At 58.3% G+C, this 15,180-nt stretch carries 16 protein-coding genes; 1 reads left to right on the forward strand and 15 read right to left on the reverse strand.

Annotated elements, in window-relative coordinates; translation table 11 throughout:
- Positions 1 to 40 precede the first annotated feature (40 nt).
- The 8 genes from HYZ49_21325 to HYZ49_21360 all read right to left on the reverse strand — a co-directional run bounded on the left by HYZ49_21325 (position 41) and on the right by HYZ49_21360 (position 7,192).
- Entirely contained in the window at positions 41 to 1,147 is a 1,107-nt protein-coding gene (locus tag HYZ49_21325) for a glycosyltransferase family 4 protein (protein MBI3244828.1), read from the reverse strand.
- Positions 1,148 to 1,669, reverse strand: a complete 522-nt coding sequence (locus HYZ49_21330; protein MBI3244829.1) for a hypothetical protein — start codon at positions 1,667 to 1,669, stop codon at positions 1,148 to 1,150.
- A gap of 37 nt (positions 1,670 to 1,706) precedes the next feature.
- Entirely contained in the window at positions 1,707 to 2,327 is a 621-nt protein-coding gene (locus HYZ49_21335) for a threonylcarbamoyl-AMP synthase (protein MBI3244830.1), read from the reverse strand.
- Positions 2,328 to 2,349: 22 nt separating this feature from the next.
- Positions 2,350 to 3,198, reverse strand: a complete 849-nt coding sequence (locus tag HYZ49_21340) for an HAD family phosphatase (GenBank protein MBI3244831.1) — start codon at positions 3,196 to 3,198, stop codon at positions 2,350 to 2,352.
- Positions 3,199 to 3,234: 36 nt separating this feature from the next.
- Positions 3,235 to 4,440, reverse strand: coding sequence for a PD40 domain-containing protein (locus tag HYZ49_21345; protein ID MBI3244832.1), 1,206 nt, complete (start codon positions 4,438 to 4,440; stop codon positions 3,235 to 3,237).
- Entirely contained in the window at positions 4,437 to 5,660 is a 1,224-nt protein-coding gene (locus HYZ49_21350; protein MBI3244833.1) for a PD40 domain-containing protein, read from the reverse strand. The genes HYZ49_21345 and HYZ49_21350 overlap by 4 nt, the downstream gene beginning before the upstream one ends.
- A gap of 124 nt (positions 5,661 to 5,784) precedes the next feature.
- Positions 5,785 to 6,498: a hypothetical protein gene (locus HYZ49_21355; protein MBI3244834.1), complete on the reverse strand. Its 714-nt coding sequence runs from the start codon at positions 6,496 to 6,498 to the stop codon at positions 5,785 to 5,787.
- Positions 6,499 to 6,550: 52 nt separating this feature from the next.
- Entirely contained in the window at positions 6,551 to 7,192 is a 642-nt protein-coding gene (locus HYZ49_21360) for a helix-turn-helix domain-containing protein (protein ID MBI3244835.1), read from the reverse strand.
- Between the two features lie 158 nt (positions 7,193 to 7,350).
- Here HYZ49_21360 and HYZ49_21365 point away from each other — a divergent pair, with 158 nt between their 5' ends.
- Positions 7,351 to 7,710, forward strand: a complete 360-nt coding sequence (locus HYZ49_21365) for a hypothetical protein (GenBank protein ID MBI3244836.1) — start codon at positions 7,351 to 7,353, stop codon at positions 7,708 to 7,710.
- A 54-nt stretch (positions 7,711 to 7,764) separates the two neighbouring features.
- Here the strand turns inward: HYZ49_21365 and HYZ49_21370 are convergent, their stop codons facing one another.
- The 7 genes from HYZ49_21370 to HYZ49_21400 form a co-directional block, all read right to left on the reverse strand.
- The gene (locus tag HYZ49_21370) at positions 7,765 to 8,199 is read right to left on the reverse strand and encodes a hypothetical protein (protein ID MBI3244837.1); all 435 of its coding nucleotides are present in this window, start codon (positions 8,197 to 8,199) and stop codon (positions 7,765 to 7,767) included.
- Positions 8,200 to 8,213: 14 nt separating this feature from the next.
- Positions 8,214 to 11,144 (reverse strand): primosomal protein N', encoded by a 2,931-nt coding sequence (gene priA / locus HYZ49_21375; GenBank protein ID MBI3244838.1) that lies wholly within the window; start codon positions 11,142 to 11,144, stop codon positions 8,214 to 8,216.
- Between the two features lie 22 nt (positions 11,145 to 11,166).
- Positions 11,167 to 11,619, reverse strand: a complete 453-nt coding sequence (locus tag HYZ49_21380; protein ID MBI3244839.1) for a hypothetical protein — start codon at positions 11,617 to 11,619, stop codon at positions 11,167 to 11,169.
- Positions 11,534 to 12,493 (reverse strand): site-specific DNA-methyltransferase, encoded by a 960-nt coding sequence (locus HYZ49_21385; GenBank protein ID MBI3244840.1) that lies wholly within the window; start codon positions 12,491 to 12,493, stop codon positions 11,534 to 11,536. Before HYZ49_21385 ends, HYZ49_21380 begins: the two co-directional genes overlap by 86 nt.
- 514 nt (positions 12,494 to 13,007) lie before the next feature.
- Entirely contained in the window at positions 13,008 to 13,325 is a 318-nt protein-coding gene (locus HYZ49_21390) for a hypothetical protein (protein ID MBI3244841.1), read from the reverse strand.
- A gap of 1 nt (position 13,326) precedes the next feature.
- Positions 13,327 to 14,565 carry a ribonuclease H-like domain-containing protein gene (locus HYZ49_21395; GenBank protein MBI3244842.1) on the reverse strand — a complete coding sequence of 413 codons (1,239 nt, stop codon included), beginning with the start codon at positions 14,563 to 14,565 and terminating at the stop codon, positions 13,327 to 13,329.
- Positions 14,562 to 15,128 carry a hypothetical protein gene (locus HYZ49_21400; GenBank protein ID MBI3244843.1) on the reverse strand — a complete coding sequence of 189 codons (567 nt, stop codon included), beginning with the start codon at positions 15,126 to 15,128 and terminating at the stop codon, positions 14,562 to 14,564. Before HYZ49_21400 ends, HYZ49_21395 begins: the two co-directional genes overlap by 4 nt.
- Positions 15,129 to 15,180 lie beyond the last annotated feature (52 nt).

Consider the following 15,180-nt stretch of genomic DNA (forward strand, 5'->3'; position numbering starts at 1 on the left):
GATTGAACGGAACAACAAAAAAACAATCTGTTGAATACGTTCAATCCGTTGACCCTTTCCCTGATTCTTCAATTACCTTCAACGTCTGCTCTGCCGCGCGCTTCCACGAGAAGCGGGCCAGGTTGCGGAAGCCGTTCATCGTCATCGTCCGGCGCAACTCAGAGTCGGCCACAACTTGGCGGATGGCTTCGGCCAGAGCTTGAGTGTCGCGGGCCGGGATGATAAGGGCGGCATCCCCGGCCACTTCGGGCAGTGAGCCGCCGTCGGAGCAGATGACGGGCGTGCCGCAGGCCATCGCTTCCAGCACGGTGAAACCGAAGCCTTCATATAAAGAAGGCGCAACGTAGGCCGTGGCCGACGAGTACAAGGCGGCCAACTCGTCGTCGGCCACGTAATCCAAAAACATCACGCCTCTGGCCTTGCCCTTCTCGTAAATTGAATCGGCCAGCCAACCGCGCCGCCCGGCCAGCACCAGAGCGATTTGCGAAGGGTCGTAAGCGTCAATCAACCGCTCCAGATTCTTGCGCGGTTGGATCGTGCCAACGTGAAGCAGAAAGTTTTGGGTGAGGTTGTATTTTTCGAGGACAGGACTGCGACGCGAAGGATGACGAACAGGCTTGAGCGAGTCGTCGTAGCCGGGGTAGACGACGGCGATTTTTTCGGGCGGGGTGTAATAGTGTTCGACGAGGTCGCGTTTGGTAGCTTCGCTGTCGGCGATTAAGGCCGAGGCGTAGCGGGCGCTGAAGCGCGTTGACCAGTCGAGGTAGAGCCGCTGGCCGGGCGGGTGAGCGTCGGGGAAGCGCAGGTAGCCCAGGTCGTGAACGGTGACGACCGACGGGCAGGGATGGTAGAGAGGCAGAACATGGGCCGGGATGAAGAGGCGGTTTGGCCTGGATCGGCGCAGTTCATTGGAGAGGCCGAGGTGAGTCCACAGGCGTCGTTGATGGATGATTACGTTAGTGACTCGATGGTTGGGCAGTTCGCGCCAGCGGGTTAGGTGGTTGGGCGGCGGCTCGTCACGAAAATAGAGCCGCCACTCGTGGGGCGAGTCCAGGTTGAGCAGGGCGCGAGTGATGGCCAGCGAGTAGGCTTCGGTGCCGGTGCGGCGGGCGGCCGTCGCCCGGCTGGCGTCAACGCCGATGATCATTTAGACGTTACTGCGGCGCGACAAACTGTTCACCAGCACCAGCAGGCCGGCCAGGATGAGAGCCACCGGCCAGTATTGCACGGCCTGACGCACCAGGGCCGAGTCGAACAGCCCCAGAACCGGGGCCAGAAAGACAAAACCGACCACCAGAGCGATGACAGCCGGGACGAGCAGGCCGCGCCGCGACGGGTCAACGATCCATTGAACAAGGAAAGCAACGCCGCCGATGAGAACGAACACAGGCCAGTATTGCTCCATTTGCCCCCAGCCGAGATAGCCGAGGGTGAAGGCGAAAAAGAAAGCGCCGGCCAGCGTGGCGGCCACGCCCATAAACACCTGCCCCGAGTCTTGCCTGCCGCCGGCGAAGTATCGTACCAGGAGGTTCAGGCCAAAGAGGAACGGAATGGCCGGCCAGAGCGCAGTCAGGTCGGGCAGTTGGACGCCAAGATTCTGCGCCAACAGCCACCCGCCAAGCGCCACCAGAATGAGGCCGACGAGAATTGGGGAGCGAGTTTTATACATGGAGACCCTCCGTTGAGATGATAGATCGCAATGATGACTATTCTTCCAAGACCGCAACAATGGCCTCGATGGAGATTGGCCCGACGCGCAAAATTTCCGGCGGCTCAACTGTGCAATCCAATACGGTTGAAGGCATGCCGCCCGGACACGGGCCGCCGTCAATCAACAACTCAATCCGGCCATTGAGGTCGGCCAGCACAGCGGGCGCGTGCAAGTGGCTGTTCATGCCAGAGAGGTTGGCGCTGGTGACGGCCAGCGGACCGGCGAGCGTGAGCAGAGCACGGGCAACCGCATGGTTGGGCAGGCGCACGCCGATCGTTGGATAGGCCGAGACGATTTCCGGCACGGTTGATAATTTGGGGACGACGATGGTGAGCGCGCCCGGCCAGAAGGCTTCAGCCAGTTTTTTTGCGGAGGGTGTGACCCTGGCCGCCACTTTGCTCACATCCCCGGTTTGGCCGACGAGGACGGGGATAGCCTTTTCTGGCGGTCGCCCTTTCGCCTCGTAGAGCCGAGCCACCGCGTCGGCGTCGAACACAATCGCCCCAATACCGTACACAGTGTCGGTCGGGAAGGCCACGACACCGCCGCGTTTCAAAACTTCGAGGGCGTGAGGCAGGGTGTCGGGAGAGTCGGCGGAGAGAACTTCGGTCTTCATGCCAGTGATCAGTGAACAGTGATCAGTCAGACTGATCACTGCTCACTGATGACTTATCTTCAAGATACTTCTCCAACGCCACCGCCGCTCCATCTTCACTCAACGGCGGCGCGACCCAGTCGGCGGCGGCGCGGGCGGCGGGGCTACAGTTGCCCATCGCCACGCCCACACCCGCCCACTTCAACATCTCGGCGTCGTTGTCGTTGTCGCCCACCGCCAGCACTTCTTCACGAGAAATGTTCAGATGCGCCGCCAGCCATTCGAGGCCGGTCGCCTTGCTCATGCCGCGCGGCAGGCCCTCGACCAGAATCGGGTGCGAGGGTACGACGGTGATCGCGGCCAGCGTCTTGTCGAAGCTGGCTCTGAGTTCGGCGGCCAGGGCGTCGCGCTCGGCGGTGTCGTGCAAAGAGAGGATAAACTTATGTGGCGTTTCTGGCAAGTCGGTGAGGAAATTGTCCACCCGCTTCCAGTTGGACACTTTGAGCAAGTTGAACAGCGCTTCAGGATGGTTGGACTCGCGGGGCAGGTAGATCATGTCCGGGCTTTCGAACTGCAAGTTCCAGCCGCGCTCTTCGGCCAGCCGGACGATGATAGGCACTACGGCGGGGTCGAGCCGGGTTTCGTGCAAAACCTTGTGGGCGCGGTAGTCGTAGACGATGCCGCCCTGAAAGCAGATGAGGGGCGCGGTGAGGCCGAGTTCGGCGGCGAACTGGTCGGTGGGCGAAGGGCCGCGCCCGGTGGCCAGGGTGACGACCACGCCCTGCGCCTGAGCGCGGGCAATGGCGGCTTTGACGCGCGGGCCAAGTGTGAGATCGTGGCCGACGAGCGTGCCGTCGAGGTCGAAGGCGGCGAGACGAATCACGAAATTCACAATTCTCAATTAGAGATTGGAGACAGTATACAACAGCTACGGTTGCCACTGAGGCGAGAGGTTGTCTCCGGCGTTAATGGTCAACTGGGCGTGTTGATATGTGTCGTAAACGTTGACGATGTAAATGTTGGCTTGGTCGTCTGCTTTTGAGTTGTAGGCCAGCCACTGGCCGTCGGGCGACAAGCTGAGCGCACTGCCTTCCATCATTTCCGCGTCAAGCAACACTTCTCTGCGGTCCGATCCATCATCGTTCACCACGTAGACTTTCAGTTTGGGGGCGTTGAAATTGCTGGCAACGTAAAGCATGAAATCGCCTGTTGGCAGCCAGAGGATAGCTGTAGGATAACTGCTCGTAAAACTGATCAGAGATTGCCCGCCCGTGCCGTCCGGGTTAACGATCGCCAGCCTGTCTCCCGCATAACAAGTTAACTTGCTGTCTGGCGACCAGGTGTAGTTGTAGCAAGAGTTGCTCGTGAAACGGTTCAAGCTGAACGGCGTTTCCTCGGGCCGGCCCAGGTAGAGTTGTGACTCTTGCAAAGGGCCGGCCATTATTAAAGCAACGTAGTTGCCGTCGGGCGACCAACTCGGTTGCCACACATAAGTATCCTTGTTCTGATAAAGGGTTGTGGCGCCGGAGCCATTGGCCCGAATCAGATCAAGCGAGCCGGGGCGGGGTTGCTGGCCAACCTGCCAGACTCTGCCTCTCAGCGCCAGAATCCGTTCCCCATCCGGCGACCACGACAAAGGATAGCTGTAAGCTGTGTTCGTGCCTTTAGTCTTCGTGAGTTGCTTTAAGTTTGAGCCATCGGCGTTCATCGCGTAAATTTCCAGCCAGCCGGTGCGGGTGGAGAAGAAGGCAAGGCGCGAGCCGTCGGGCGACCAGAGCGGCGCGTAATCCTCAGCCGGGTTATCAGTCAGATTAATGGGGAAGGCGTTACCTGCATCCACAACGTAGATTTCAGAGTTGCCATCTCGATTAGACTCGAAAGCAATGAGGCCGGCGGGCTGGGTGATGGCGGGAGTTGTTGGCGTTGGAGACGGGATAGTGGTTTCAGCAGGATGATCGCTAGTGGCGGTGAGGGTGGGCGCAGGTTTGGCGGTCTTGACCGGGAGTGGCGTTGCTGTCGGTTGCAGTGTTGGCGCTGGGTCTCGCCCCTTGAACGCGCCGCCGATGTACATGACGAAGACGACCAGCCCGCCGAGGAGGACGACTTCGATGAGGGTAAATACTTTCTGACTCATGGCATTTGCTTTGGCCTCGGTTGCCATTGCGGCGAGAAGTTATAACTGGTGTCGCTGGTTAACTGGCGATATTGGCTGGGCTCATAAATGTTGACTATGTAAATATCGGCGAGATCGCCTTTCACCAGGCTATAAGCGATCCACTGCCCATCCGGCGACCAGCTTGGGATGATATTGAAGGCTGTTTCTGATTCGCGGACATCAATGATTTTTAGATTCTCTGAGCCATTGGCGTTAATGGCAAAGAGTCTTCGAGTGGGGTTCTGATCACTCTGTGGAATGAACATGGTGGCGAGAAAGAGAAGGTGTTGCCCGTCGGGTGACCAAGCGACGCCCTCAACAAAGCCGTCGCCGGACAAGCCGGTTGGCCTTGTCTTGGCTTCTGACCCGTCAGGATTCATAGTAACACTCTCTCGATCTCCGAAGCAGGTAATTTTGCTGTCCGGCGACCAAATATATTTGTCGCATGGGTTGCCCTGGAAATAGTTCAAGCCGAAAGGCGCCTCTCCGACCTCTCCAACGTGGACTCTTAGCGCCGAAGAGGAAGAATCACTTCCGGTGACGGCAATGTATTTGCCATCAGGCGACCAGCTTGCCTGCAAAATATAAAACTCGGTACTGCTGTACAGGGTCTTGACGCCGGAACCGTCAGACCGAATCAGGTCTAGCGAACTCAACACATATCGCTGGCCGGGCCGGGCCTCGTGTCTCACGATCACAATCTGCCTGCCATCCGGCGACCAGGAAACAAAAGGATAGTAGCCAGTCTTCGTGTCCTGGGTGTCTTGGGTGTGGGTGAGTTGGATAACCTCAGCGCCGTCGGCGTTCATCACGTAGATTTCCGGCTCGCCGCTTCGATCAGAGGTGAAGGCCAGGCGCGAACCGTCAGGCGACCAGGCAATCAATCCATCAGACTCCGGGTTATTCGTCAGGTTGGTTTGAATACCTGTCTCGACATCCACCACGTAAATCTCAGGGTTGCCGTCCCGGAAAGAGTCGAAAGCGATGAGGCCGATGGGTTGAGTGAGGGCGGGCGGTGCGGGCGTGACAGAAGGAACAGGAGTGATGTTGAGTGTTGCGGTTGGCGCGAGTTGGGTAGGGGCGGGTTGTGGCGTCGGCACCGCGTCCGGCGCTTTGAACGCGCCGCCGATGTACATGACGAAGACGACCAGCCCGCCGAGCACAACGACTTCGATGAAGGTGAAGAGTTTCTGATTCATAACTGTAGGAGCAAGTTAGCGCTTGCCCCTACAGGATTATACAGCGGCGAATCATTGTCGAGCGGCGCGAGCGGAGCGAGTCAAGGGGCGCTCCGCTTAGGGTGCTTGCCAGGGTTTAGGAGAGTCAGGCCGCGACGGCCTGGGAATGAGTCACGGGTTGAGGGTTGGTGGCGGCGATGAACCCGGCGAACATGATCGCCGCGCCGAGCAGTTCGCTCACATACAGCCAGTCGCCCAGTCCAAACTTGATGAACACTCCAGCCATCGCCGGCATCAGCGCCCCGGCGGCGATCAACGCGTTGCCGATCACGCGATGAGGCAGGACGCGCTTGCGGGCGAAGAGATAGGCCGACCAGGCCGCGCCGCCGATGAGGCCGATGGAGCCGTAGATATTCAAGATGACGGTGAGGAACCGGGTGAGGCCGTCTCTGGTCATCAACTCTTTGTACTGCGCCGAGACCGGAACGTGCGGGTTGAACGCCGCGCCGTCCACATGCGAGCCAAAGACGCTGATGATGGCGAAGATGGAGACAGCGGTGAGCAGGGCGGTGAGCATGTCGGCCACGCCGCGCCGCCGAACCAGCAGATGCACCGTGCCCTGCCCCAGCCAGGCGGCAGTGAGCATGGCTCCGCTGAGATACCAGACGCGCAGGGCAACCTCGCTCCAGCCGAGCGCGAGGTACGACTCGGTGAACGTGCCCGCCGCATACAAAATCAGGCCGACGCCCCACAACAACAGGTGGATGCCACGACGTTGAGCGTAGCGTTGAAACACGGCCGCGGCGAACACAAGCGTGACGAGGGTTGAGAGGAAGGGAAGGTATTTGAGGATGGTCATGTTCAGCTCTGTTGCCTCAAACGTCAAACGCAACACGTAAATAATTTACGGCTTACGTTTTACGTTCGGTTTCATGGGCCTCGACGAGGGCTACCAGAATTTCGTTGGTGAAGTGAGATGTCAATTGGTGAAGCTCGGCCAGCGATTGCGGCGGACGATTGCCGGCGGCTTCGACCATTTGCAGAACACTTTCAGTGAGAAAGGCGCGAAAGTATAGAAAGGCGCGCACACTTTCAGCAAGTGAAAGCTTGCCGGCTTTGCCCAGGCGGTAATAATCGGCGCCCATTTGCCGGGCTTCAATTAGAAGCGGCTCACGCTCGCCGTTTTGGGCGCCGGCAAGATACCGTCTCAGAAGGTCAAGCAGTTTATGGCTGGCTTCTCGATGCGCCGCCCGCGCCGTCTCAGATAGTTTTGCATACCAGGGCAGTTGGCTTAAGTGGCCGTCGCTCATTTCCATCCGCGCCCGGCCCAGGGCCGACTGGATGACGAGCGACGCGCCGGGCGGCGGCCCCTTGCGCTGATGGACGGCCCATTGCTCCAGGTCGGGCCGTCGAAAACGGCGGTGCCCCCCGCTCGTCCTCTGCGACGGCAGTTCGCCCTTGTCGGCCCAGGTGCGCACACTGGACGGGTGAACGCCCAGCAGATGCGCCGCCTCGGATAGATTCAACCATTCGCGGTCAGGAATATCGGCCATAAAGTTGGGTGAATCTTATCGCCGTGTGAGATTTTGTCAATTTACAAATGTCATATAAGGTGGAGTATACTCGTCAGGGGCTTTACGACAGCCAAACTGTCCAGGTAAACAGATGGCAACTATTTCTAGACAGGAAATTATAGAGGCGCTTTCACAGTATGGCAGTAACAATTGAGCAAATTGCTCAGGCCGCGCTTGATGGCGAGAGCCTTCTCCTCAGAAGTTTGACTCAAGATTTTCTCCAACAGAAACTCCGTTTGAGCGAGTATCCATTGCCTAAAACCGAAGACCGGCGCTTGCTAGCGGCGGCGGCGGCGCTCATTGAATTGTTTGCTATGCGCCTGCAACAAAATCCGCCGGATTGGACTAAGGATGTTGAGCCTCTGCCTGAACCTGTCTTCTTGGTCAAAGCCGCAACGACGATGAAACGGTTGCGTGCTCTTTGCGAAACTCAATCGCCAGAACCGCTCCGCAAACGCGGCTTCTATGCGCCGCCAAATTTCCTGGAATTTGCTTGAGCCTATGGCAAACTCAGCCGATCAACTTCTACCCACTGTTCCACAATGAGATCACTATTTTGATGTGGCAGATGCAATTATCAACAAAGCCCATTCCAAACAAATGCATAGCAAAACCAGAGGTGCAAGTGATGCTGACGGGATTATGAGATTCGTTGCCGCCTCCCTCTTTTGCCGATCTTCGATTTGCTCGACAGTTTTCCACAACCATTTGATATGCACGGGAACGTTTCTTGGAGATTCGTGCCTGTGCGGATTGAAAACACTCCGGTAGTCGCGCCACGCCCTCAAATATGTACTAGCTGACGCAAGACAGGTTATCGGCAACATTAATGTTGCAGCGGCCAAAAACTGATGCAATGCCGTCACAACATCTTTCGTTTCGAGTAACACGATAACTAACATTGCTAATGACAAGCCGCCGCCAAATAAAATCATAAGTTTGGTAAAGCCGAGCCACGTTTTGTGTTCCTCAGAATTTCTGTCCATTGGTCGCTCTCTGATCACAACAAACTCAACGGATCCACTTCCACCCGCCAATCCTTCAGCGCCAGCCCAGCCACCAGCGGCGCAGGGTTCGGGCCGCGCAAAACGATCTGCCAGCGATATTCGCCGGCGATGCGGTCGAAGAAGCACGGAGCCGGGCCGATCAGGGCTGTGCTTTGCGCCTCGGCGCGCTTCATTTGCGCGCGAACGATGGCGGCGACTCGTTGGGCCTCGGTTTCGGCGCGGTCAGGTTTGGGGTGACGGTAGGTGAGGCGCACGAGGCGGCCAAACGGGGGATAGCCGTGTTCACGGCGATAGGCCGTCTCTTTTTCATAGAAGCCGGCGAAGTCATGGGCGGCGGCGGCCTGCACCGCGTAATGCTCCGGTTGATACGATTGAATGATGACGCGCCCGCCCAGCATCGAGCGCCCGGCCCGCCCGGCCACCTGAGTCAGAACTTGAAAGACACGCTCGGCGGCGCGGTAGTCGGGCAGGTTGAGGCCCACATCGGCAGAGACGACGCCCACCAGAGTCACCAGCGGCAAGTCGAGTCCTTTGGCGATCATTTGCGTGCCGATCAACACCTCGGCCTGGTGTTCGCGGAAGTGATGCAGGATGATCTCGTGCGCGCCGCGAGTCTTGGTCGTGTCGCGATCCCAGCGGAGCGCGCGCACTTCGGGAAACAACGCCCGCAGTTCGGCCTCCACCCGCTCAGTGCCCGCGCCAAAATATTTCACCCGCTTGCTCTTGCAGTTCGGGCAGGCGTTGGGCTGGCGACGGGTCACGCCGCAGTGATGGCACTGCAACTGCGCCTCGTCGCCGTGAAAGGTGAGCGGCATGCCGCACTTCGAGCAAACGAGCGCCTGGCCGCAGTCACGGCAAAACACATACGTGGCCGAGCCGCGCCGGTTGAGAAACAGAATCGCCTGCTCGCCGCGCTCCAGTGTCTCGAGCAAGGCCGCCTCCAGCGCCCGACTGAAGATTGAACGATTTCCCGCCCGAAGTTCCTGCCGCATATCTACCAGAGTCGTTTGCGGCAGATCAATGTATTGCGCCACGTCGTTGTCAGTCGAAATGGGCCGGTAATGCGACTCCAGGTTGAGCCGACTCTGTTGGGCGGCGATGTACTCGCCATGCGCCATGATTCGTTGCGGCAGTTCAAGTAGACGATAGTCGCCGCGTTGCGCTTTAGCAAAAGAGACGATGTCGGGCGTGGCCGAGCCGAGAATGCAAATCGCGCCCAGGCGGCGCGCATATTCAACAGCGGCGTCGCGGGCGTGGTAGCTGGGCGTGATCGGCGGGTCTTGCTGATAGGCTTCGTCGTGCTCTTCGTCCAACACAATCAGGCCGATGTTTGGCAGGGGCGCAAACAGGGCCGAGCGCGGGCCGATGATGACCTCAATCGCGCCTGCCCGCGCCCGCCGCCAGGTGTCGTAACGCTCGCCCTCGGTGAGGCCGGAGTGGATGACGCCGACTCTGCCGGGGAAGCGCGAGGCGAATCGTTGAACGGTTTGTGGCGTGAGGGCGATTTCCGGGACAAGGATGATGGCCTGACGGCCTCCTTCTAAGGTTGAGCCGACAGCCCGAAGATAAATTTCGGTCTTGCCCGACCCGGTGATGCCGTGAAGCAGAAACGGAGGTTGCGAGACGGACGCCCCGGCGGAGGTCAAGGCAAAGGCGGCCTCCACTGCCTCCCACGCTTCTTCTTGATCAGCAGTGAGAGCCGGTGGCTCGGTCGGCACAAAAATCTTGTCGGCCAGAGGGTCGCGCAACAATTCTTCTTCGCCCAAGTCAATCAGATCGCGCTCGGCCAACTCTTTGAGAGTGGCAAGTGTTGTGTCCGTTTCGGCATAAACCCAACTGACCGACACCGGCTTGTTTTGTTTGGCAAGATAGTCGAGCACGGCGGCGCGCTTGCTGGGCTTGCGCAGGCTGTCGGTTTGTTTGGCGAGTTGCGCGCCCGTGAGCTTGAGAACGATGCGCGGCGGGTTGACCGAGTAGCGAAGCATGTCCTGCTGGTCGAGCGCCTTGATCACTTCGAGCGGAATGGTCGGCAGTTCGGCCAGCGGCACGGCACGGCCTTCACACAAAGCTCGAAGCGCAGAGGCGGCCTCGGGTTGATGGGCTTCGTGTTTGGCGATCCATTTTTGCATCACCTCAACCGGATAAGTCGGGGCGATGACGGGTTCGGGTTGGGTGATCTCGATCCAGCCGCGCTCGACGAGCAGTCCCAGGTCGGCTTCGGTGGATTGAGTCACGCGCAGAAAATCCGGCAGGGCGGGCTGGCCAGGCCAGAGGCTGAAGAGGTAGTCGAGTAGGTCGGCGTGGCGCGGGCTGTGGCGGAGGCGAAACTTGGCGCTGGCGACTTCGGCGGGCGGGACGAGGAGGCGGGCGGTGCGAATGTTTTTGGGCCGCACCGAGGGCGGCTGAAGCACGGGCCGCTTTTTGATCGCGCCGCGCTTGACGAGCGTGGTTGCGGCGGCCCGCCAGTTTCGTTTGGGCAGGGCGCGGTCGAGTTGCTTGCCACGCAGTGGGCCGCGCCCCTCGAGCAGTTGCAGGATGCGAAATTGGGCGTCGGTCTCGGCGTCGAATTTTACGTCGGCCAGTTCGTATTCAGTGTCGCCCTGCTTGGCCAGGCCGGGCGGGAGCATGAGAGCCAGGCAGTCGGCCAGCGGCGCAAGATAGTGGCGGCTGAGGTAGTAGCCGAGGTCGAGTTGGTGGCGGGTGAGGACGGGTTGCTCGTCGAGCAGGGCCTCGACCGGCTTGAAGTCGCTCACGCCCTGCGGCGCATCTTCGTCGAGAGTGACGACGATGCCCTGCACGCGCTGTTGCCCAAACGACACTTCCACCAGATGCCCGGCGGCGAGTTTGTCCGCCAACTCATCCGGAATGCTGTAGTGAAAGGTGGAGCTTAGAGGGAGACCGAGGGGGAGGACTTCGGCGAACATGCGAGTAGAGGTAGCGCTGAATTCACGGCAAGAACTCATCTAAATCATAGTTGCCGCTGTTGAACTCGACCAATTTTGCCCATTCAACGGCGCCTGTTGAGTCGCAGAAACGGTCAATGAATTGTTTCGTAAACAGGTTTATCACCCGGCTTCGTTCGCCAATGAAGTTTTCGTTATGCTCTTTTGCCCGGTAACCTATTGGCTCTATGATGTCCGTGTACAAGTCCTTGTTCTCGCTAATCAGATACCAGAAGTTCTGACCGACAACTTTCAAGTAGCCCCGGATGTAACTTGTCTTGGTCTTACCATAGCAGATACCCAAGACGGGCTGAACATTCGCGCTGCGCTTCAACTGCTTGACTCTGGCAACCGCTTTTTTCAAATCCTGTTCAAGTTTGGTCTGCTGTGAACTGTTGCCCCAATTGGGGCCTGACTTGATCGAGACAACGTAGTGAACTTTTGGCCTTCGCCCCATTTTTAGAACGTGACTTTGCCGTTGGGTAGGATGCGCGTCTCTCAGCAATGTTAGGCAACCGAATTTGCTGATCGGCCGTGCGCTTTTTCGCCAATTCGATGTACTCTTTGCTAATGTCGATACCAACAAAGTTTCTGCCGTGCTGAATGGCCGCGAGCGCCGTTGTTCCAGAACCCATGAAAGGGTCTAATACGACATCCCCCGATTTGGTGAAGAGCTTGATAAACCAGGCGGGCAACTCCACCGGGAAGGCGGCGCTGTGATTACGATTCGAGCATTCGGTCGCCAGGTGAATAACGTTGGTCGGGTAAACCATACTGCGGCCAAGCCAGTTAGACACATTCTTGCCAAAGCCGCTCCCAACTTTCGACTCATCCCGACTCTTATCGGTTTCGCTCAGGTTGGTTAAACGGTCTTTTGCCCAATCGCCAACCGGTACCATCACCGCTTCCTGGTGCATATGAAATTTCTTGTCTTTATTGAACTGAATGAGCCGTTCCCAATTGTCTCTAAAGCGGTTAGGCCATTTGCCTGGGTATGAGTTCTTTTTATGCCACATGAACTCTTCAGTCCAAAGCCATCCTTGCTCACGCATCTTCATAATCAGCTCAAGCACGTAGGTATGCCTCTCGCCACCTACAACACGCTCTTTGATGTTCAGGATGAAAGTCCCAGCAGGCTTTAGTACGCGCATGAACTGGCCGGCTTTGGGCAGGAACCAGTCAACATATTCATCGGGGCCTACGCCACCATAGGTCTTCTTTCTCTGATCAGCGTAAGGCGGCGAGGTGAAAATCAAGTCAATGCAATTGTCGGGTAATTGTTGTAAAACTTTCTCACAGTCGCCATGAAGAAACCTGTTTATGAATTCCATTTCTATCTCCACTAGTTGCCAGAACGTTTATTCTAAACACAAGTATATTGCAAGCCAAAGTGACGGTCAACTATACTGCCCACGGGCACTAATTGCGGTTTTGCCGCTCGCCCCGATTCGGCGAATTTGCGGCAGAATCCGGCGAAATCTGGCATTTTGATGCGTCCGAAAAAAGCGCAGTTTATGCCCACACAATGTATTTGATTTGACGGGGGATGACAGGCATCAGTTAGACTCCTGTTGGTAATTGTACTGCAAACAGAGCGTTGAACCGCGAAGGCGCGAAGGGGATTCGGAGATTCTCTGTCAACGAATGCTAAACGAATAAACGAATGACACACTGCGAATGCTTTGATGGCAGAGTCGTTCCAAACAGCCCTAATTTAGCAACTCGCGCTATGCGCTCACCTGGCCTGTCATTCCGAGCCGCGTTTTTTGGCGGCGAGGAATCTCTACTTTGGGCCAGAGACTCCTCGCTTCGCTCGGAGTGACATGAAAAGGTACGTAAGATGAGTTAGTAACGAAGCCAAGCTTTATCACCCTCAATGTGCAACAAAAACTTGTCAATGGAGTTGCGGCTGTTAGTATTCACTAAACACAAGCCCAGAGCTTCTATCTGTTCGTAAATGCCTTCCCAGGCATCCCAGTCTTCGATGTTCATTAAGCGTAGTTCTTCTACAAATAGAGGGTGGACATCTTCGAAGGCGGCAGTAGGCACAAACAAGCACATCACCCATGGAAAGTCGAGATCGTAAACTTCGAGCCTGCCAAGCAGAGAATCTTTGCGTTTGAGTTCCAGCGTCTTTGGAGAATTAAGGGCAGACGTTTCCATCTCAAGAATCCATCTTCCTCCCCAACCTCTCCAACCGATGCTTCACCTCTTTCCAAGCTTCGTCGCGTTGCCAACCTTTACGCCAGTGGCTCAGGCAAAGTAAGGCGCGGCTGGCCCACTCTTTGGCCTGAGCCATGTCACGCGCCTCGGCGTCCCACTCGTAGTATTTTGCCAACTCAATGCACGGCGTCGGGTCGTCGGGCGCAAGCTCGGCCCAGCTTTGCCAGAGCGCTGTTGCCTCGGCCCGGCGGTCGGCGCGTTTGAGGAAGGTTGCGAAACGTTCGTAAGCGACGAGGGCTTGAGCATCTGGCAAAGGCCGGTCGAGGGCGGCGCGATAGGCCGCTTCGGCTTGCTTGCTCTCGCCGGCGTCGTCGTGCCACATTGCCAGCCGCAAACAGTCTTCGCCGGAGCGGCGCTTGTTCAGCGGGTCGGCAAAGGTTTCGAGAATGTGAGTCGCCAGTGTCACCATGCTCAGGATGTCTTCGGCGTTGTGGTAGATCACCCGCAACATCTCGCTCGCGTCGCCGGTGTGCAGGTAGTTCACGTACATCTGCGGAATCAGAGCGCCCGGCACGTCGTCCTCGGTGCGCGCCAGGCCCAGCACTGCGCCCTCCAGCGTGCCGAGCGAGCAGTTCTCGTAGCGACCGCGCCACAAACGACGGGCGGGGTGCAGAAGATCGAGATTGGGGAATGAGGCCAGATCGAAGCGGCGGCGATTCAGGGTGAACCGGCTCTGGACGATGGGCACGTCGAACGAACGGCCATTGTAAGTGACCAGGCCAACGCGGCCTACGAGCGAGTCGGCTACCCCGGCCAGCATGGCTTTTTCTTCCTTCGGCTCGCGCAGAAAGTATTGTCGCAGAATAAATTGATCCGCCTGGATCAGACCAACCCCGATCAGAAAAGCCAGCGTGCCGGCGCCGCCGGCGAGGCCGGTGGTCTCGATGTCAAAGAAAGCCAAACCGGAAAGGTCAGCGTCGTGAAGTTCTTTGCGCTTGCTCAGGCGGGCGGCGGTGCCCGAGTCGCATTCGAGCAGTTCGGCCAACGCCCGCGTGCCGTGTTGATGATCGAGCGGGTAAGTTTTTTCGACGACGAAGCACGGGCCGAGAGTCGTTTCAACTTCGTGGCCGGGGAGGTCGTGGCGGGCCGGGCGCGGCTGAGGCGGCCTGGGCTTGAGGCCGTCGCGTCCTTGCTTCACGCCGAGCCGCCGCAATCGTTCGCGCAGGTCGCCGGTGCTCATGGTGGGCAGGTGATGGGTGAGAAGTAATAGGCTTGCGAGTCGGTTTGACCGTCGGCAGAGTCCACGCGCACGGTGTGCACCAGAGTCGCCCCGCACGAGGTCAGGGCGTCAACCGGGTTGCCCTTCTGCTTGAGGCCTTCGTCGTAAAACGTGAACGGCGGCTTGCCGCCACTGAATTCTATCTTAATTTTGGCGATGGCCCCGTTCGGGCGCGTGTCATCTTTAATGACTTGCTCAAGGAAGATGTTGGTGATGTTGAGCGGAGGCAACGGCGTGGCGGTGGCAAAGACGACGGGCCGAGTCGCTGTCGGTGTGGGCGTGTCGGTGATGAGGGCGGTCGGCGTCGGGGAAGCCGTCACTGATAAGTCCGGCTGGGTGGGTGTCGCAGTAGCGGGCAGTGATGCGTTAGGAGTCGCGGTCGCCGGACCGCCGCCGATGGGCGCAAACGTGGCGGTGGGCGTGGAAGTCGGGCGAGGCGTGGCGGTGGGTTGCGGCCCAAAGCCGGGGAAGTTGCAGGCCAGGGCGGCGAGTAATAACGTCAGAGGCAAGAGCAAGCGGCGCATCCGGTCAAGGGCCTGCGATTGAAAATCGCGGCAACAAAAGCACGAAGTCCGC

The sequence above is a fragment of the Chloroflexota bacterium genome (assembly GCA_016197225.1).
Lineage (GTDB): Bacteria > Chloroflexota > Anaerolineae > Anaerolineales > VGOW01 > VGOW01.